Origin of the sequence: Niabella agricola, assembly GCF_021538615.1 — a bacterium.
Classification (GTDB): Bacteria; Bacteroidota; Bacteroidia; order Chitinophagales; family Chitinophagaceae; genus Niabella; species Niabella agricola.
On the sequence record NZ_JAJHIZ010000003.1, the window covers coordinates 2636422 to 2656422 of the forward strand.

Annotated in this window: 13 protein-coding genes; 1 reads left to right on the plus strand and 12 read right to left on the minus strand. The window is 45.4% G+C overall.

Annotation, left to right across the window (positions count from 1 at the left end):
* Positions 1–3 precede the first annotated feature (3 nt).
* The 10 genes from LL912_RS16485 to LL912_RS16530 form a co-directional block, all read right to left on the minus strand.
* Positions 4–1626: a DUF5008 domain-containing protein gene (locus LL912_RS16485; RefSeq protein WP_235554679.1), complete on the minus strand. Its 1623-nt coding sequence runs from the start codon at positions 1624–1626 to the stop codon at positions 4–6.
* Between the two features lie 20 nt (positions 1627–1646).
* Positions 1647–2384 (minus strand): hypothetical protein, encoded by a 738-nt coding sequence (locus tag LL912_RS16490; protein ID WP_235554680.1) that lies wholly within the window; start codon positions 2382–2384, stop codon positions 1647–1649.
* Between the two features lie 12 nt (positions 2385–2396).
* On the minus strand, positions 2397–3938 hold the full coding sequence (locus LL912_RS16495; protein WP_235554681.1) for a RagB/SusD family nutrient uptake outer membrane protein: 1542 nt from the start codon (positions 3936–3938) through the stop codon (positions 2397–2399).
* Between the two features lie 12 nt (positions 3939–3950).
* The gene (locus LL912_RS16500) at positions 3951–7127 is read right to left on the minus strand and encodes a SusC/RagA family TonB-linked outer membrane protein (protein ID WP_235554682.1); all 3177 of its coding nucleotides are present in this window, start codon (positions 7125–7127) and stop codon (positions 3951–3953) included.
* Positions 7128–7146: 19 nt separating this feature from the next.
* Positions 7147–8175 carry a DUF5007 domain-containing protein gene (locus tag LL912_RS16505; RefSeq protein ID WP_235554683.1) on the minus strand — a complete coding sequence of 343 codons (1029 nt, stop codon included), beginning with the start codon at positions 8173–8175 and terminating at the stop codon, positions 7147–7149.
* Between the two features lie 24 nt (positions 8176–8199).
* Complete coding sequence (locus tag LL912_RS16510; RefSeq protein ID WP_235554684.1) at positions 8200–8880, minus strand: hypothetical protein; 681 nt, start codon at positions 8878–8880, stop codon at positions 8200–8202.
* Between the two features lie 19 nt (positions 8881–8899).
* Positions 8900–10456: a RagB/SusD family nutrient uptake outer membrane protein gene (locus LL912_RS16515; RefSeq protein WP_235554685.1), complete on the minus strand. Its 1557-nt coding sequence runs from the start codon at positions 10454–10456 to the stop codon at positions 8900–8902.
* A 21-nt stretch (positions 10457–10477) separates the two neighbouring features.
* Positions 10478–13267, minus strand: a complete 2790-nt coding sequence (locus LL912_RS16520) for a TonB-dependent receptor plug domain-containing protein (protein WP_235554686.1) — start codon at positions 13265–13267, stop codon at positions 10478–10480.
* A 623-nt stretch (positions 13268–13890) separates the two neighbouring features.
* Positions 13891–14478 carry a Crp/Fnr family transcriptional regulator gene (locus LL912_RS16525; RefSeq protein ID WP_235554687.1) on the minus strand — a complete coding sequence of 196 codons (588 nt, stop codon included), beginning with the start codon at positions 14476–14478 and terminating at the stop codon, positions 13891–13893.
* A gap of 182 nt (positions 14479–14660) precedes the next feature.
* Positions 14661–16646, minus strand: coding sequence for an alpha-ketoacid dehydrogenase subunit alpha/beta (locus tag LL912_RS16530; RefSeq protein WP_235554688.1), 1986 nt, complete (start codon positions 16644–16646; stop codon positions 14661–14663).
* 252 nt (positions 16647–16898) lie between these two features.
* On the opposite strand from LL912_RS16530, the gene LL912_RS16535 reads away from it, so the two are divergent.
* Positions 16899–17966 (plus strand): DUF4421 family protein, encoded by a 1068-nt coding sequence (locus LL912_RS16535; RefSeq protein ID WP_235554689.1) that lies wholly within the window; start codon positions 16899–16901, stop codon positions 17964–17966.
* 129 nt (positions 17967–18095) lie between these two features.
* Here LL912_RS16535 and LL912_RS16540 read toward each other — a convergent pair whose 3' ends face one another.
* Both LL912_RS16540 and LL912_RS16545 read right to left on the minus strand, forming a co-directional pair.
* Positions 18096–19370: a M16 family metallopeptidase gene (locus LL912_RS16540; protein ID WP_235554690.1), complete on the minus strand. Its 1275-nt coding sequence runs from the start codon at positions 19368–19370 to the stop codon at positions 18096–18098.
* A gap of 112 nt (positions 19371–19482) precedes the next feature.
* Positions 19483–19962, minus strand: coding sequence for a hypothetical protein (locus LL912_RS16545; RefSeq protein ID WP_235554691.1), 480 nt, complete (start codon positions 19960–19962; stop codon positions 19483–19485).
* Between the last annotated feature and the right edge of the window lie 39 nt (positions 19963–20001).

A 20001-nucleotide genomic window follows, 5' to 3' on the forward strand; every position in this document is an offset into this window, starting at 1 on the left:
TTGTTAGTTTTTAAAATTCAATTTCAAAAAGTTTCCAACCTCAAGGTTATCAAACCGGTCAAATAGTCCCATCAGGAATAATGTAGGCAAACCAGTAGAGGAGGCTACTTCCAGCACATTGTTAACCCCTCCTCTGAACAAACCAAAGTTATTGAAGCCGGCGGCCAGGTCTCCGTTAGGATTTAAAATGGCCAGGCCCGGACGCACCTGTCCTCCGTAGTGCGTGAACGACCCGGAAACGACGATAAAATTGTGATGATTGATCTGCGCCGCAAAATTTACAATTCCGCCTTCAATTGCTTTGAATTTAAAGCTATTGTCAATACTGCCATCGGCATTGATCATTACCACTCCGTTTGCCGGTACACCATTATACTTACCGAAAGTACCGGCCAGCAAAATCTTCCCTGTATTTGCATTATAACGTATGGTATTGATAATACCGTCTGCTCCGCCGAGATTGCTGAAATTGGTGTTTACACTGCCGTCGTTTAGACTTAACCGCACAATACGATTGGCCGCTGTGCCGTTATAGGAGGTGAAGTTGCCCACCATAATAATATCACCATTGGGCAGTTGAATGGCATCCAGGATCTTTCCGTTAGGACCGGTTCTGCCTCTTTTTGTTGCATAATCGTAGTTAAACGTAGAATCATACGTACCGTCCGAAAATATTTTAAACGCACCGGGAGCCAGTATATTGTCAAAATAAGGACTGCTTTTGGTGGAATTATCGTAGAATACAGACATATACCCTTCAAAATTGCCCACCACGATGAGCTTTTGATCATTGGTTTCAAATACCCGCAACACCTCACCTCCGCTAACGCCGGCGTTCAAAGCAGAAACCGTATCTTTTCCGGCGGAAGGATCATTTACCGGATCAGGATTTACGACATCTACCACTTTTGTTTGCAGGGTTCCGGTACTGCTAAGCAGCGCCAGCCCGTTCACATTAGGAACGGTATCAAAGGCAGAAAAACCACCTGCCAGAATGTATTCCCCGGTACTTAATTTTTTTAGGAAATTGACGTTTCCCTGGATGGCTCCAGAAAGTGTGTGATTACCGATACTTCCGGAAATAGCTCCGTTGGTATTGATGGGAACAATACCCCTGATCGGCACCTGTGTGGTACCCACACCAGCATAATTTGTAAAAAGCCCATAAAGGTAGAGACTGTTATTGTTGATCTGCTCCAGGCCCAGCAGGGGTCCGTTTGACCGCGACCCCGATACCGAAAAGGATGGATCTATTTCAACATCTCCAAGAATAGTGATGGAAGGACCAAATATGTAATTCCCATCGATCAATATAGAAGCATTCCCGGATATGGCGGTAGCAGGTACCTTAACGGTAACGGTATTATCCGTTACTGCTGTTATCTCCGCCTCTACATTGCTGATAAAAAACTTGAATTTTCCCGTTTTCTCTTTCAGGCCGGCTATCTGGTAGGTAACGGATGTACCCGCATTAGCCCGTGCCGGAACCGGCCTGTCCGTCCCAAATTTATATGCAGGCTCCTCTCCCGGTGGATAAGGAGGATCTCCCAGCTTCACATCCTTCTTGCAGCTTCCCACGATTATGGCAACAAAGCAGATCAGGAAACTTATCTGTCTTAATCTCATTTTTATCTGTTTTCTGGTTGTTAGTTGTTAAAGTAAGCTACATCGTTAGCAAATTCCGTATCCGAAAAACCAAAGTCATGCCCCACAATTCCTACCAGGTGTACATATCCGTTTACGGGTTTTATATTTACGGAAGAAACATTGGCTGTTCGCCAGGTACCCACGTCCCTGGGAGTAAACGGGCTGGTAAGGTAGGAAATCGTTAACACCCTTGCCCCCGCATATTTAATAACATTATACTCATTGGGATTATCCTTACGGGGCAATAGCACATCCTGATAAACTGCGCCAATATTCATTGACACGCCGCCTGCAGATTGGTACATCTGCCCGGCATACGTGTTAATGTTAGCAAAATCGATCTGGCTGAAATCATTCAGGGACTTTACAAAACTGAACAGATATTTGGAAAGATGCTTTTTCCAGATTGCCGGAGCTATTTCTTCCAACCGGGTAATCCGGGGCTTTCCGATACGGTCCAATTGCTCATTGGCCTTTCTGAGCGCGGAGCGGATGGAGGAGTCTGCCGGGGCAAAAAAGGTAATATTATTGGCGCTAAACTGCTGCTCCATCCCCGCCAGCCGGATCACTTTCACCAATGAGTCAAAATACTGAGGTTTGGATTGAAGGTACTGCAATGCTGTACCGTTAAAAGTTCCGGCATGCTTACCGGTATCTTCAAAATAATCCTTTTTGCCACAAGCCATAGTCAGCAGCAATGAAACGAAAATGGCCAGTTGAATTCTATTCTTGTTCATAATCAAAATCATTTATTGCCAGTAAGTATTCAATGTGAGATAGGGGTTATTAGTAGTTGCGTTTTTATTGATGGGCCAGGTCCAGCAACCGTTTAAAAACTGCGACAAGGTAGCCGTATACCCGTAGGGATTGTTCAGTATCCGCTTGGTTCTTACCAGGTCGAACCACCAGTGGCCTTCACCCATAAGTTCACGGCACCGCTCCAGGTAGATCTGGTCTTTTAGCTTCTGTCCTTCTCCATCCAGTTCCGGCGCTCCGGCGCGGGCCCGTACCAGGCCGGTAATACGTTTCGCCTCAGCATCCTCTCCCAGTTCAGCAAGGGCTTCACCATAAAGCAGGATGGCATCAGAATAACGAAAAACCGTTTGACTGGCATCAAATGCAGCATTATCGGGACTATTTTCATCCACGCTGATCAGGAATTTTTTAATATAGAAGGTATAGTTCTCATTGTACATGGTCCCTGCGTCATACCAAACCGATTTCCTGTTGTCGTTGATATTTTGAGGGTATATATCCTCCATAAACTTTTTTGTGTAAAAAATATACGGGTAACTGGAGCTTGTAAAATTTTGAATGGGTTTCTTGGTATGGTCATAATAGGTGCCCCAGCCAAATGATTCGTTATAGTTTTTGTTCTGTGGAATTTCGAATAATCCTTCTTTAGACCGGCCCTTAAAAATTTCAGGAGTGCGTGAAAGCGGCAGCAGCTGATAGTTGCCCCCATTCTGTTCTACCAGTTCTTTACCATATTTTACCACTTCCTGGTAATAGCCGGGTGCATTCGCACCATCAAAAGCGGCCAGCCACATATTCATATGCATCAGCAAGGCCAGTGCAGACCCTCTCATGGCTCTTACAGCAACATAAACCGGGTTTTCATAGGTCCAGGGCAGATCCTGGTACACCGCATTCATATCGGCCACACAGTTTTTCAATACCTGTACCATTTTTGTTCTGGGTAGGGCTTCGGTCGTATAGGGCTTGGTATAATAAATGACATCGCCCCACTGGCGTACCATTAAAAAATATACAAAATTTCGGAGAAATACGGCTTCGGCTATATACTGTTTTTTAGCGGTTCCACCCAGGGTTGCATCCGGTACATCCGGAATACGGTCCACGGCGATATTAGCAGATCCGATCACTTTGTAAAACTGGTCCCAAACTGAAAAACGAGTCATATTCCATATCCCATACCAATATCCATTGGGGTTGGAGAAAAACGCCCTCAAATCGTTATTTTTTAACCAATCGATATAAGTACGGTCCCAGTTCGTGTTCCGGATCACCGGCGCGCCGCGCAGGTCGCCTTCAAAAAGAAAATAAGGAAACTCACCATCACCGGCGCCGGCTGTCAGATCAGGACGGGTAATGCTTTCCCGCAGTAATTCATAGTTACCGTTTGTAAAGGCTTCTACATCGGCTTTTGTCCTCCAAAAATTGTTACCCGATAAATTACTGGGCGGATCAATATTTAAAAACTTTTTACAACCGGTCAGCAAGGTAACCAGGATCAGCAGGCGCAGTATATTTGAAAAAGATAGTTTCATCGTTCTGAAAATTTAGAATTGTACACTTAAACCCAGCGAATACCCCCTGGCATTAGGATAACCGCCGGAAACATCCCGTCCCAGGCTGGTTACACTCTCGGGGTTCATACCACTGTATTTAGAAAATGTATATACGTTATTTACACTCGCTTTTAGCTCCAGCTGGGTCATGCCATAGCGGGCTATGAGTTGGCGGTTGAAGCGATACCTTAAGGAGATTACATTAATCTTTACATAAGATCCATCCTCCATAAACAGCGTTTGGTTGGAACGCAGGGTACCCATGGCATTGCCCCGTATATAGTCAAACGGATTGGGATATACAGCGCCGGCCATTCCATTCTCCAGGTTGCCATTTATCGGCGTCCAGTAGTTGAGGTCATCAATCGGCTGGTATGCAGATGAAGTAGTCGGGTTCATATATGCCGCAATACGTTTGGCCAATACCAGGTTAATAATATCCCGTTTTAACGTGGCGGTTACCGTCATATCCAGGAAGAAATTTTTATACTGAACCGAGGGACTAAAGCCGGCAGTGTATAGGGGAATGGGGTTCCCTACCGGTACCAGGTCGTTGTCATCAATGATATAGTCTCCGTTCACATCTACCCAAATCGGATCCCCGGCGTTAAAAAAGTACGTGCCGGTATTACCGTATTGCAGACGCAGACCGGTACGGGGGTTCACCGGTACATCTGCCACGCTTGCATAAACACCTTTGTTTACCAACATAAGATTGGTAAATGTATTTCGTCCTACACGCTGCACTACGGGCACACTAATATTGGCGTCGTTCTTAAATTGGGTTTGCTCTCTTAAACCGCCGGGCAGGGCCACCAGCGTACCTTTATCGTAGGAGAAGTTAAAGTTGAGAAAGGCCCTCCAGTCATTACGTTGATAAACCGTGGTATTTAAAGTAAACTCCACACCACGATTGACTACGGAGGCCCCGTTTACTTTGTATTTTCCAAAAGCTGTGGAGGATGTTAAAGATTTTTCAACCACCTGGTTGTCGGTGGTTTTATAATATCCTTCCAGCGTAATATTTACTTTGTTATTGAACATCGACAGGTCAATACCCATATTGGTAGTAGTGGTAACCTGTGGCACAAAATCGACATTAGGTACGCTTCCAAAATCAAAATGTACGGTTGGGTTATTGTTGTAGTAGCCTCCTACCGTATATTTTCCGTATACGTCAAAGATGTTTCCTACCGGGATGATGGATTTACCCCAGCTTCCGCGAATTGAACCTTCATTCAGCCACTTTACACCCTGAAGCCATTTTTCTTTTGCGAAGTTCCAGCGGGCGGAAACGCCGGGACTGTGAGAATATCCCGATGCCGGGCCGTTAACGGAGGTAACATCCGTACGATATTGCAAGTCCAGCACATATTTTCTTTTATAATTGTAGCTGAACAGTCCTCCAAAGGCTACCGATCGTTCATCTTTAATTAGTGCAATATCAGCCTGATCATAGGTTCCACCCGAGCTCAACATCCAGTAACCTCCCAGGGGACCTTGTAACTGATCGTTTGCAAAGCCGCCTACTTGCAAGGCTTCCGCCCGAAATTTGGTGGATCTTAATTCGTTGAACGCCGAAACATTAAACGTGTTATCGCCCAGTTCTTTGGTATATTGCAATTGAGCCAGATTGTAGATCTCTGTATTTTTATCATCCAGCATTTTCAGGTAAGAGGAGTTTCCCGAAAGCCAGGCCGGAGTAAACCCGGTATTATTGTTGGTATTATAGTTATAGCTTAATGCATTGCTCAACCGCAGTCCTTTTAGAAACTCATATTCCAGCTTGATGTTTCCCTGTATCTGGTTGGCTTTATTGATATTATTTTTACGGTCATCATCCAATAATACACTATTACCGGAATATAAAGACGGAGGTGGTAATAAAGAGGAGGTACTTGCACCCTTTGCAACCCCGGTCTGTAGTGCGCCTTCTCCGCTTCCGTTTCCTTTGAAACCCATCCCGCCTAATATGCTGGCCGTAAGCCGGAATTGTTGCACCGGTTGATATACCGCCTGCATGCTCAATGTGTACCGCTCGAAATCCGTATTTTTAATAATCCCGCCTTCCTTGTAATATCCGATATTCGTTTTATACGAGAACGTATTATCGCCACCAGAGATCTGCAGGTTGTGCTGATGGTTGAGTGTGGCCCGATAAAAATAGTCCTGCCAGTTGGTGGAGTTATTATAATAGGGATTGAGGCTATCGGACAGCATCAGATTGCTGTTGATATTGGCCTTTATGATTTCTATGTTTGTAGTATCATAGTTCAACATCGTATTGATACGCATCAACCGTTCATCCATTCCCCCCAGGGTTCTTAACAAAGTGGGTGGTTTGCGGGCAAACATATCTACCCGGTAGCTAACGATGGGCACCTTGGACCGCCCGCGTTTGGTCGTAATAATCACTACTCCATACGCGCCACGGGAGCCATAAAGCGATATAGCCGCAGCATCCTTCAGGAAGTCAAACGATTCAATATCTTCCGGCGGAATCAGCGACAGCGGGTTGATGTTATCCGGGCCGGATTGGGTACCGTAGGAATAATTGCTGTTGATATCTACCGGGATCCCGTCTATTACAAACAGGGGCGAAGTTGGAGTAATATAACCGCTGCTGCTCATACTGATGGTTGATACCCCGCGCACATTGATGGTACCAATAGAACCCGGAGAACCAGTGTTGTTTTGAATATTGACCCCAGCCACTCTTCCCTGCAACAACTCCATAACATTTGAAACCGGTGCCGACTGCACGACTTCGCCACTAATCCGTACTGTGGAACCCGTGGCAAGCTCCTTTTTCCGTTGTGAAAAAGCCTGCACTACGACCTCCTGCTCGCTGGTGCTTTTGGACTTCATTTCAATTTCAATACCAGAAGAACGGGAAATCGTATGCGTTTTGGTTTCATAACCCACCATCGTTACCGAAATAACGGATCCCAATGGAACATCTATTGTAAAATTACCGGCACTGTCCGTTTGTGTAAGCGTCCTGTTGGGTTTTGTCAGCGCAACCGTGGCTCCGGAAAGTCCATTCCGGCTGGCAGCATCCAATATGGTTCCTTTTATGGTGATCGCATTCTGTGACCAGGATTGTGGAGCAGCCCCAACCAGAACGCACATCATTAAAAACATCCTAACGGATCGATATATCCTCATCTGAATTAGTTTTGAATCATTAATCATTAGTAAAGCGTGGGTTATCGTTTACAAACTTGAAAACAATCTCCCAGTTGCCTGGCTCAAAAATGCGAAAATCCAGTCCCAGGTAGTTCTCCCTGGTTTCTCCACCTACAACCGTTCTGAAATAGGAAAAACGCAGGGTTGCCATTTCGCCGCTGGATGTGGTATAAAGCGTTCTCAGTCTTGCAAGTGGTATTGGATAGGCCACATCATACGTAACGCCGGTGGCATTCTTTACCATGTTAAATCCATGCAGCAGCCCTGCCCAGTTTGTATTTGAAAACCGGTCGGGGTTTATAAACCGGTCCTGTTTATCAAGGAACCGAATGGTTAACTTATGCTCATTTTTCCCACCATCATCTACCTTTCTTATATACACGCGTACATCGGAAGCTGAAAGTGTTCTGCCGGTACTATCTCCTTTCATATTTACGGTGGAAGGAAATACATAGGCCCTTGTAGGCATTCCTGTAAGTTGATCGATATTGGTAGGTTCAAACGGAATTTCTTTCATCGGCATCAGTCGAAGCGCCTGAAAATAGCGGCGCCCACCGGAGTTGGAAACTTCAAGATCAAACAAATACCCCGAGTCTGGCTGCGAACGAAAGAGCCTGGAACTGGCTTCAGCCCAGAGCGTCAGGTCGCCGGAATGTTCTCCGATTTCGAATAGCTGATGATTTTCCTTTGTTCTTTTGTTTTCGATTTCCTGAAGAGAAGTTTCTTTTCCGGTATAGGCCTGTTTCCAAACAGTTACGGGTACTACCGTTTCCAACTCACGTGCGGCATCACCGCTTCTTCTCCGAAAGTTCAGAATTTTAAAGGTAGCAGGATAGGTAGTAGACTGTTTGGAAAAAATATCTTCGTAAGTAGTGGTACGCCCAAGCGTAGGACTAAAAACGGCCTGGTTGATATCTGACTCCGGCCCGATGTTCTCTCTTTCTTGTGGAATCAACCGCTTACAGGAAAGCAAGCTTATGGCTCCGGCTGCAAAAAGAAACCAACAGGTAAAACGGGGAAATTTCATATACTCTTCTTTTGAAATGATAAGCTATTTAATGCTGTTAACCTTTTGAATGAATCCAACGCCAAAACCAAAATCATGTGTCTCCGGTAAAATGTTCACACTTGCATTCTGTGTTTTAATATCAACAGTAACCGTATTTACGCTTACCCAGTTGCTGCTGAACTGAGACCCGTTTCTGTCACTAAACAATATGGACCTTGGACCACCGCCTAAAAAACCGGAAGCATTGGAAGAGGCAAATTGTATTTGCATGGCATACCCGTATAATACACAGGGTACCGCGTAGCCATCTGAAGCCCTCAATAGTTCCCGGCTGGGATAAATGCCCTTCAAAATATAGCGCGCGAGGTAGGTTTGCAATACCTGCTGATCTATACTGGAAAGATCCAGTGCTGACATTGCCGGCACAGAATCCTGTCGTGCGAGGTTAATATTGCGAAGGCTTAACACAAAGCTTTTGTTGGTAAGCGCAAATACTGTGACCGAATCTGACGTTAGAGCTTCCACCAGTTCCGGACAGCGATCCAACGCTTTCAATAAGGAGTCATAAACACCTTTGGGCTGGTCTTTTAGATACTGATACGTATTTCCCTTGTAGAGCCCAAGGTTGTTCTCGTATGTTACATACGAATGATCTGCCTTTGTACAGGAAAGGACAAAAAGCAACCCCAGCGCCCATAAATAAGTATATTTTAATTGCTGCATAACCGGCAGTTTTTAAGGATTATTTCCAGAATTCAGTTTGCGTAATTTTTGGATTTCTCTTCAGTACATCGTTTGACACCGGCCAATAAATGCCGCCATTGCCAGTCCAGGTAGTAAGCTGGTTATCGAAATGAAGCAATTTATTAAACCGGATCAGATCATACCAGAACCAACCTTCTCCCATCAGCTCCCTTGTTCTTTCGGTGAAAATCGCATACAGCAAATTCTCTTTATCGTTGACAAGCGCTATCGGAAGTCCACGTTGCAGGCGGATCTCATTCAACCCTAAAAAGGCTTGTTGGTTATTGCCCAATACCGCCATCGCTTCAGCTTTCAACAGTTTGATTTCTTCTAATCTTGTAAAAATGATGGAAGAATTAAATACCGCGAATTTCCCATTATTGAACTGACCTCCATCGATCACCCGTATTTTTTTAAATACCGGGATCTCCGCATTAAAGTTTTCAAAATATGCGGTGCGGTATTGAGGCGGAGAAACATCCTGATTGATGCTGAAGCGGTCGTCATCGGCTTCAAAGAAGATAGAAGTAATTCGTTCTTTGGGTACATATATATCAGGCAACTGTTTGGACATGGCAAAAGCAGTCGTATTTGCCAGCGTCAGATTTTCAATGTGCCCGTCAATGGTGGTCTCTCCGCGATCTTTGATGAAAGGGAATGCTACCAATTGCCGGTAATTGTCAAAGCCCCCCGCAAACAGTCCCTGGGGACTTACCAGATTATCGGTGGTAGTTAGGTACACATTCGCCTTGTCTGCGTTAGAGATCACAAAGTCTGTATACGTGGCTACGTCCAGATAGCTCCCCTGCCAGGCACTGATATGTGCCAGTATTGCATATGCAGCCAACCGGGTAAATGGAGCGTTCAACCAGAAGCCGCTGCCTCTGTCGTAATAGTTCGTCGGAAACTTAAACTCCAGGTCTTCACCAGAGTAGATAAAAGGAAGATCCTTAGCTACCGCTTCTAATTCTGCTTTTGCAAAAGACAACACATGTGCCTCACTGGTCCGGGCAATCTGTTCAAAGTTTTTACCTTCCCCGGAAGTAGTAATCAACGGTACATCGCCCCAGATACGCACCATCAGAAAATATGTAAATGCCCGCAGTGCCCTGGCCTGAGCAATATCCAGATCGTAATACGCCTCCGTATAACGCTGATCTTTTAAACAGCTTTCCAGGTTTTCGATAAGCACATTACAACTGTTTATAGCTGCATAAAATCGACGCCAGTCGGTAGCGTTTTGCACCAACGGATACGAGGCTTTCAGATTGCTTTCGATTACTGCTTTTAAATCCGGCCTCGTTACCGACCGGAAATTTCCCTTTCTGAGTTCTCCCCAAAGCCAGTAATTATTGCCTTCCGCGAGCGCTGTTCTTAAAAGGCCGTACATACCCATTACTCCGGATCGGGCATCTTCAAGAGATTTCCATTGGTTGGCTTGCGAAACAATACTGGTGGGTATCAGATCCAACTTCTTATTACAGGCGCTGAAACCAGATAGCAACATAAATGCAGCAAAAAGTCTGAAAGTATACCTTATTAAACGAGCTAACATACAGATTCTTTATTGAGAATTTTAGAAATCGAGTTTAACGCCAAAGGTGATGGTCCTTGGAAGTGGCAATGCCCGGCCGGAATAAATGCCATTATAGGTGGCCAGCTCCGGGTCATCGCCTTTGAAGGGAGTAAACGTTAAAAGATTCGTGCCGGTGAGATACAGCCGGAACATGCTAAATTTTCTAAGAAAACTTTTGCTGTTCAGATCATACGCAAGCGTGAGCGATCTAAGCTTTAAAAAGGAAGCTTTCTGAACAAATAGATCCTGATCGTTCCGATAAGCAATTACATCACTCCAGGGATTATACCGGGGATAGACCTTAAGATCCTCTTTTCGTTCCCAATAAGTGATTTCCTTTACAGCATTTAAGCTTTTTGTATAATCATTATTTACAAAATCCAGCCGGTTGGAAGCATATTGATTCATAACAGAACGTCCCAGAGCAAAGAAAAACTGGAAATCCATCGAGAGCTTACCATATTGCAGCTCACTGCCAAATCCGCCAAATTGTTTCGGCATATAATTCCCCTTTAAAACCTTATCATCCTCATTGATATTATAATCGCCGTTCTGATCTACCCATCTTGGATCACCGGCCTTTAACCCGATGCCCTGGAAGGTTAGTGTGCGCCCAGTAGAAGAATTTACGGGCACTTCTGAATCGGAGTTATAGATACCCGCGTTCTCATAAATCCAAAAGGCATCAACGGGCTTTCCTACTTCCAGTTTTGTATTTTCAATCTCCACGCTTTTCACGCCTCCGGGAAGCGCTTTCAGCCTATTTTGATTAAAGCTGATATTGCCATTAAACTTCCATTTTACCGGAGATGAAGCACTAAGCAAATTGGCTGTTATTACCAGATCCACGCCTTTATTATTAACAGTCAGTCCACTTTTATATTCGCCGGTATACCCCCACTCACTGGCAACGGGCATCAATATGAGGCCATTTTTATTGTCGCGATTATAGAAGTCTGCCCCCAGTTGCAAATTTTCGTTAAACAATTCCACACGAAAACCCAGGTTTAATTTATTGTAGTATGCCCATGGGATATCATAGCCAATCCATCCCGTGGTATACGGCCTGGCAATTGCAGGTACTCCAATATAAGTGCCCAGGGTGGGCTCCTGCGGCCACCCGATATATGAGGTATACACCGGGCCGGTGGAATATCTGTCATCCTGTATCGGGATGCCAACTTTTGCATAAGAGGCCTGAACAGATAACTTTGCGTTATCCAGGTTAAGTTGACGGCCAAGATTGTATTCCAACCCTGTGCTGTAGCCGGTGAACCACCGGTTGTTCGGCTGCATGGTTGAAGCGCCGTCTCTTCTTATCACAGCTGAAATTTTTAAAAGATCGCGATAATCATAAGATGCGTTCCCAAAGAAGGACGATATTGCCATTTGCTGCTTTGCTGGGAAATAATAAGTAATGAATTTTCCGTCAGCAGCATTTGGACCAAAGAGGTTGATTTTAATAAAATCATTAGGCCCGTTATATCCGTAAGCATATTTCAGGCGTTGAAAATCGTTTGTAAAGCCTTGGTTTAGACCCAGTGTAAGCGACTGATCATTCGAAAGCAAAAACTTATACGCAGCTGAGCTGTTGAAGAGCACACGCTGGTTAATGCCCAAATATGCCGACACAAAGTTATTGCCTTCCAAAAGAGTGGTGGGCCAAAACGCATCCCGCGCAGCCTCTCCGTAGTCCAGCGCAAAGGAAGCTTTTAACGTTAACTGCTTTAGCATGGCCGTTGCATTAAAGGCCGTTTGCAGGGAGCTGTTGATATTATCATCTACCGCCTTTTCAAACTCCTCAAGATATTTATCATATAACGAGCGGTTAGGAGTCAGCGGGTTCGTAATATCTGGAATATACCGCTGTTCCATTACCCGTTCACCGATATTGCGGTTGCGGTAGCGCTCCAAACGCGTATAATGGATCATGGAATTAAAAACCAGCCATTTAAGAGGTAACACAGTGATATAAAATCCAGCATTATATTTTCTGAGTGAAGTATTGTCGGCGCTATTAGCATCTTTTAGCCCACTAAGAAATAATCTGAAATTAGCCCGGTCAGATCCCCCGGTCAGACTTGCATCAGCCCCATAAGTAAACGTTGGCTTGTAATAGGACTGATACCAGTTAGCCGGTCCATAATAATCCACATTGGTAGAGTCTCTTAAGAAAGAAGGCATGAGCGACGTGCCCGAAGGATTGAACGTTGTATAAAACGGCTGTCTGAAATTATATTCGTATGCAGCATTCACAGGCATAATATCCGGAACGGTTACCAGGCCAGAATGCAGATTTACATTGATTTTATTATTACCGGGCTTCGCATTTTTTGTAATGATCCAGATGGCACCATTGGATGCCAGTGGGCCCAGCATCGCCAGTCGCACAGGGTCTTTAATTACTTCTACCGACTCAATGTTCTCAATATTAAAAATGGCAAACGGGTTGGTACCGGTGCCTATACGCACATCTTCATTTTTTTGCAATTCATATGCAAACGGATGATCTTTCTGCATAGGAATGCCATTGATATACACCACCGCCTGCTGATTATACAGATCCTTTTTGGATAAAAGAGGGGCACCGATGCCGTTTACAAAAACATGCTGATCCGTTCCCGGTTCGCCGCTGGGTTCTTGAACAAAAGTTCCGGGGAGCAACCCTTTTATGATCTGCTGCGCCGAAATATATGATTTGTTCTCTGCATACCTTACCGGAAGCGAACTACCAACATGCTCCCGGAGCTTTGTTACCAACAGCGTAATCCGCTGCTCATTTCTGGACATAGATGGTAGCGTATCCGGTTTTTCAGTAACAACTGAGTCCTGAGCGCTTGTACCGAAACCGATCAAAACAAATACTCCCAAGAAACTCCAGTCTCTTAAATACTTCAAACAATTGTTCACAGCCATTGAAAAAATTAGTTGGTTTCTAAATACTTTTTCTTAGATCTAAAAAAAACCTCCCCCCCTCAAAATGCGCTTGCATTTTGAAAACAATCGATGTTCCTTACTAAAAATCTGATGTACCTCTGTTCGTTTGAATAGCTCTCATCTCGCAGTGCAATGCTCTCAATGTTCTGAACAGCTAATCATTAGTAAAATCAAACTCCCTTTATTTCGTTATTGTTTTATTAAATTTCAACAACGAAGGCTAAGATATACGTACAAATCGTATAATCAAAGTAAAAATGATGCGCAATCGTTTGTGCAATTGAAAAAATATTGTATCCGAATTTTATGCAATCGTTTGCGCTTTGTATCGGAATGATGATGTGTTCTTTTTTAGATCATTTTTTATTACAGCAACCAATGATTTTATTAGCTCAACAGAGCGATGATTTAATGCTTAATCGATTAAAATAAGCAAATAAATAAAGGCGCGATACGTTGAGAGCCGTCGAAACAAGTTATTTCTTTATCGGCTCTTTCAGCATCTTACTTAAAAATTCGGGGGTAATACCGATGTAGGATGCTACGTACTTCTGGGGGAGGCAGGTAATCAGTGAAGGATACTGTCGGCAAAAGCTGGTGTATCGTTCCTTGGCTGTAAGACTTAACGAATCAATCAGCCGGTGCTGGTGCGTAGCAATGGATCGCTCGGAGAGGATCCTGAAAAAACGGTCGAATGTGGGTATTTCTTTATAAAGACGGTCTAATTCGGGAATGCTGATCAAGATGATCTCGCTGTCATCCACCGCGTCGATATTTAAAGAAGCGGGGGATTGCTCCAGCATGCTGCGCATATCACTGATCCACCATCCGGGCGGCGCAAACTGCAGGATGTGTTCAAAACCATTCTCGTCTACGGAATAGCTTCTCAGGCACCCGTCTACCACAAATACCAGGTAACGTTGTACCTCACCTTCCTGAAGAAAAAACTGCTTCCGCTTAACTGTTCTTGTTTGACAGGCCTCCGCCAGTTTTTGCTCATCTTCTCCGGTAAGCGTAACATGTTTCCGTATATTTTCCAACAGGAATTGTATTGACGTAATCATATGTTTATTTTTAGTGAGCAGTTGCCAGTGAAGAGTCGTTGGCGAAATGTTGCGAATGAATAGCCGGGCATTCATCACGCCCTGTTCATATTAACAATTTGCCTTCCTCCTTTCGTCATCGACTGCTCATTATTTTCTCTTTACTTTTCACTTTTAACGATCGCCTTCTCCGTTTCCTCTTCTCAATAATTCAACAGCTCCTCCACCGATTGTTCCAGCCGTTGTTTTGCCAGGAAGTTTTTTTCCAGTTCGGTATTGAACGGTACGGGCGTATCCAGCGAAGCACAGCGCATCACTGGTGCATCCAGCATGCTGAAGCAGTGCTCCCCGATCCATGCGGCAATTTCTGCGCCCACACCTCCAGTAAGCGTATCCTCGTGTAATACCAATACCTTCCCGGTTTGCTTTACCGTAGCAAGTATAGCCTCATAATCCAAGGGCAGCAGGCTGCGCAGGTCCAGTAATGCTACAGAAACCTCCGGATGTGCCGCTATATAATCCTCGGCCCAAATCACACCCATTCCATAAGTAATGATTGCAACATCTGTTCCTTCCTGCACCTGGCGGGCTTTCCCGATCTCTATGATATACGCATCATTGGGCACCGGCCCGCTGATACTCCGGTACAGGGCCTTATGCTCAAAAAACAACACCGGGTTCGGATCTTCAATTGCCGCCATCATCAATCCTTTCGCATCGGCGGCTGTGGAAGGGTATACAACTTTTAGTCCCGGTGTATGCATAAACCATGCTTCGTTGCTCTGGCTGTGAAAGGGGCCAGCTCCAACACCGGCACCGGTAGGCATGCGTATCACTACGTTTGCCGGCTGTCCCCAGCGATAATGGATCTTCGCGAGGTTGTTTACGATCTGGTTAAACCCTACCGATACGAAATCGGCAAACTGCATCTCCACGATGGCCTTTTTCCCCTCCAGGCATAACCCCAATGCTGCGCCGATAATGGCACTTTCACAAATGGGTGTGTTGCGGATCCGTTCCTTCCCAAACACGCCGGCCAGTCCTTCTGTTACTTTAAAAGCTCCTCCATACGCTGCAATGTCCTGCCCCATTATCACAAGCTGCGCATCCCGTTCCAGGCTTTGATAAAGCGCATCGCGTATGGCTTCCACCAACCGTTTTTCGGTTGCGGGCATTCCGGTGATATCTGCCGGTAAACCGGAAGCAACCGCCGGGGCATAAACGGCATCCAGCTCACGGGCTGCATCAATGATCAATGTGCTTCCGCCGGTTGCTTTTTCCAATTCCTCCTCAATCTGTTGCTTCAATTCCTGACGGATCGTTATGACATCTTGCTCTGTAAGTATTTGTTCTTTTAACAGTTGCTGTTCATATTGCATTATAGGATCCTTTTGCGCCCAAAGCACAAAGAGTTCCTCGGGTACGTATTTTGTTCCGCTGGCTTCCTCATGACCACGCATCCGGAAGGTGGTGCATTCTACAAGATAAGGCTTCTGATACCGGATACAATATTCCCTTACTCCTTTTATGGTATCATAAACAGTTAGCAGCTCATTACCGTCAATAGTAATACCCTCCATACCATACCCCCGGGCCTTATCTGCAATGGAAATGCAACGGAACTGTTCCTGAACGGGCGTGCTGAGTGCATAACCGTTATTCTCTACCAGGAAAATCACCGGAAGGTCCCATACGGCAGCTACATTCAGGGCTTCATGAAAATCACCTTCGCTGGTGCCGCCTTCGCCGCTGAATGCCAGGACAACTTTGGATTCCTCATTCAACCGGTACGCCAGCGCAGCGCCATCAGCCACGGCCAGCTGTGGACCCAGGTGCGAGATCATTCCACAGATATGGTGTTCGCGGCTTCCAAAATGAAAGCTTCGTTCCCGGCCCATGGAATAGCCTTCCTGCATGCCCTGCCATTGCATAAATAACCGGCTCAGTGGCATGTTGCGGGTGGTAAATACACCCAGGTTCCGGTGCAGGGGCATAATCCATTCATCCGGATGCAGTGCCAGCGTTGCTCCCACCGCAATGGCTTCCTGGCCAATGCCACTGAACCATTTACTGATCTTGCCCTGCCGCAACAGGATGAGCATTTTTTCCTCGATCAGCCGCGGGTACAGCAGTTGCCGGTACATGTCCTTCAGCTGATCCGGACCCAGGCCTTTTCGATCCATTGTCATACCACAAACCTAACGAATCGTTTTCATTTTTGATCAACTGCGGAAACACAGACGCATCGATTTGTTATTGGTTCCGCAACGTCGTAATAAAAAGCCGCAACATCGGCGATGCAAACCCTTTTCTTTCTCTGTGTCTCCTCCATCTTGTGTTTTTTATGATCGCTCAAACGCGTTATCCCCTGATAAAACCCTATTTTTACTTTCACAATGGCGAACCTTTGATCATCGGTTAAAACCTGCCGGGTTGCATTCATGAAGAAAGTTATAACGGTTCTTTTCTTTTTAAACACGGTCCTTCCTGTTTTTGCACAGGAGGCGGATGCGGATATAAAATATGATACCAGTTATTATCAACGATACAACCAACGGCTTACACTGGGCCCGCTGCTGGTGAAGAAAAACAGCGTTTATTCCATTCGTTCGCAGGATGGTGATTTTCCCCTCAGATACTCCACCAACAACCCTACGCGGATCGGTCTTTCCATTGGATACGACTGGCTTTCAGTAAGCGGCTCTGTAGGTTTAGGCGCACTGGACCCGGATTATAAAAAAGAAAAAGGAAAAACAACATCCTCCAATTTCCAAATGTCTGTAAACGGGCGGTCGGTGCTGGCTGATTTGCATTTCCAGGTGAACAAAGGGTTTTACTTAAGAGGGCAGCAGGATCCCGCTTTTGCCGATGGCGCCTATTATGTACGTCCCGATATAAAAACGCAAATCTTCGGGGCTACTATCCGGAAGATTCTGAAGGGCAACCGGTTTTCAATAAAAGCTCCGTTCGTATATGACAGCTGGCAGCAACGCTCGTCGGGCTCGTTTCTGATTGGTGGGGAATTCATTTACGGGAACGCCAAAGGCGACAGCGCTTTTGTACCCTTCAACCTGTCGGCCTCCTTTCCCAATGCCTCCATACATTATATGCGCTATCTCATGTTTGGCCCCACGGCCGGATATGCACATACCTTTGTGATCAAAAAGCATCTTTTTGTTACAGGAGTAGCCTCTGTAAACGGTGATGTGGCACAGACTCTTGAAAAAACAACTGCCGGTGCACAGCAAACGCGCTGGTATTTTAGCCCCAACCTAAGCCTGCGCGGAGCGATCGGGTACAACACCGAAAAATGGGAGCTGGTAGGGTCGGTAATCTCCAACCGGTTCTTTATCGGTTCCAATGAAAAAGACGCCAACTACCAGAATGCCTCCGACCAGTTCCGCCTCGTTTATGTGCGGCGCATCAACGCCGGGAAAACCATTCCCGCGGTGATTAACTGGGGTCGCCAGGCGATCCATACGCTGGGTTTTGGATGGCTGCTGGATTAGGGGTCAGCTTTCAGATTATAGATTACAGAATTGAGAATTCAGACCGTAATTCGCTTTTCAATTCTCATTTCCTGATGCTCATTTCTCTATTCTCAAAACAGCCCGTTCCGTATCAAGTACCATGATCCGCTAAACGACCGTAAGCTCATAAAACGCCTCCGGGTGCAGATATTTATTGGCCATTTCCTGGAGATCAGCCGCGGTGATGGTTTTGATATTCTGTATAGACCGCTCAAAAAAATCATCGCTTACACCATTCAGGATAATATTCTTCCAACGGGCAATGATATGGAACGGCCCATCCAGGTCGCCCAGGATCGAACCCATCATAAAATTCTTTACCAGCAGCAACTCTTCTGCGTCTACAGGCTCCTCCCTTAAAACGGCCATTTCCTTATACACTTCTTCAATAGCGGCGGCGCTTACTGCCCTGCCGGCCTCCGTGGAGATCATCCACCCGTTATCATAACGGTTATTAAGCAGGTAGCTGTGGATACCATAGGTATAACCTTTTTCTTCCCGGATATTAGCCATCAGCCTGCTGCCAAAATAGCCACCAAATACTATATTCAGCACCTGGCATTTTAAAAAATCCGGGTGGTGACGGTTAAAAAATGGCCGGGCGATCCGTATGGAGCCCTGGTTGTTTTTATCGTCATTAATGACCATATGTTTTTTCTCGGCCGAAGGATCAATACGGAATTCCCGGGTTTGTACCGCGCTATTCGGCAAATCGCCAAAATACTGGTCTAGTAACTGATCTATTTTTTCCGGCAGCCGGCCGGCTATAAATATTTTCAGATTTCCGTTGCGGTAATACGTATCATAAAATGCCTGCAGGTCTTCTCTTGTAAGCCCATCAAAATCTTCATGACGGCTGAAGCGTCCATATGGGTGCTGTGCACCAAACAGGTATACATCGATCAGTCGCCCGGCAACAAAACTGCTTTTTTTCAGGTTTACATCCAGTTTCTGCTTCATGTTCTGCACCGCGATTTCCATTTCCTTTTGGGGCAGCGTGCTGCCGGCAATAATATCTTTTACTGCTGGCAATAGTTCTTTGATGTGCTTTGTAAGGCAATGCAGGCTGATAGTAGCTGTTTCAGCATAGCAATTCCGGTTAAGGTAGGCGCCGTAGTAATCAAAATATTCGTTGATCTCGTAGGCACTCCGGGATGCTGTTCCGTTCTTTAGCAAATGATTGGTTACTGCTGCCTGAAGATTTTTTGTTTCGTACCAGTTGCCCGCATCAAACACCCATTCTATCTGCAACACTTCTTCTGTTCCGGCATTCACTGCGTATACTTCCACTCCATTCTTAAGGACGTATTTTTGATAAGGTTGCAACTGTAAATTAAAGTTTACCGCGTCCACAATAGGAGGCGCCACGCTTCTGTCTGGCATTGTATCATTCTTTTAGACCGCAAATATACGGTTGAAGCCCTGACCAGACCGGAATTGTATCATAATAGTAAGATAATTGAAGCAATGGAACTTTTAACCGGCCGGATCCCGGTCACAAGGGAAGGGATTCCGTGGAGGTGGTTTTCCGATACAACCCGATCAGCAGGTTCGCAATAAAAACCATTTGCACCAGAGTGAGCGCTGCGATACTGTACATAACAACGGCATTTACATCCCGGAACTCCGATACCGGCTGTTCCGGACCCGGTATATACCGGCGGGAAAGACTACCGGATTGCCCATCCGTGAGGGTAAATGTATACCATACAACAAACAAAATGATCCCCAGGGTGGTAACAATGTGAAACCAGGTCAGTTTATTGGAAAAGAGGATGCTATATGTAGCTATATTTATCAGCCATAGTAAAAAAAGAAAAAAAGCGGCGAGGCCCAGGATATGTCCCTGCGGAATTACGAATACGGTGTCATGCAAATGAATATCGATCCATTCTTTATTACTGGTAAAAAGTCCCGCTATAAATAACAAAACAGCGGCCACCAACAATAAAACAAAGGGCATTCTCTTAAGCATGTCTTGATCTGTTATTCTACAAAGTTAGGAACTTAAACA

Coding starts and splice junctions, on each gene's coding strand:
- LL912_RS16485 (WP_235554679.1), bottom strand. CDS start 1,626: ATGAGATTAAGACAGATAAGTTTCCTGATCTGCTTTGTTGCCATAATC.
- LL912_RS16490 (WP_235554680.1), bottom strand. CDS start 2,384: ATGAACAAGAATAGAATTCAACTGGCCATTTTCGTTTCATTGCTGCTG.
- LL912_RS16495 (WP_235554681.1), bottom strand. CDS start 3,938: ATGAAACTATCTTTTTCAAATATACTGCGCCTGCTGATCCTGGTTACC.
- LL912_RS16500 (WP_235554682.1), bottom strand. CDS start 7,127: ATGAGGATATATCGATCCGTTAGGATGTTTTTAATGATGTGCGTTCTG.
- LL912_RS16505 (WP_235554683.1), bottom strand. CDS start 8,175: ATGAAATTTCCCCGTTTTACCTGTTGGTTTCTTTTTGCAGCCGGAGCC.
- LL912_RS16510 (WP_235554684.1), bottom strand. CDS start 8,880: ATGCAGCAATTAAAATATACTTATTTATGGGCGCTGGGGTTGCTTTTT.
- LL912_RS16515 (WP_235554685.1), bottom strand. CDS start 10,456: ATGTTAGCTCGTTTAATAAGGTATACTTTCAGACTTTTTGCTGCATTT.
- LL912_RS16520 (WP_235554686.1), bottom strand. CDS start 13,267: ATGTCCAGAAATGAGCAGCGGATTACGCTGTTGGTAACAAAGCTCCGG.
- LL912_RS16525 (WP_235554687.1), bottom strand. CDS start 14,478: ATGATTACGTCAATACAATTCCTGTTGGAAAATATACGGAAACATGTT.
- LL912_RS16530 (WP_235554688.1), bottom strand. CDS start 16,646: ATGACAATGGATCGAAAAGGCCTGGGTCCGGATCAGCTGAAGGACATG.
- LL912_RS16535 (WP_235554689.1), top strand. CDS start 16,899: ATGAAGAAAGTTATAACGGTTCTTTTCTTTTTAAACACGGTCCTTCCT.
- LL912_RS16540 (WP_235554690.1), bottom strand. CDS start 19,370: ATGCCAGACAGAAGCGTGGCGCCTCCTATTGTGGACGCGGTAAACTTT.
- LL912_RS16545 (WP_235554691.1), bottom strand. CDS start 19,962: ATGCTTAAGAGAATGCCCTTTGTTTTATTGTTGGTGGCCGCTGTTTTG.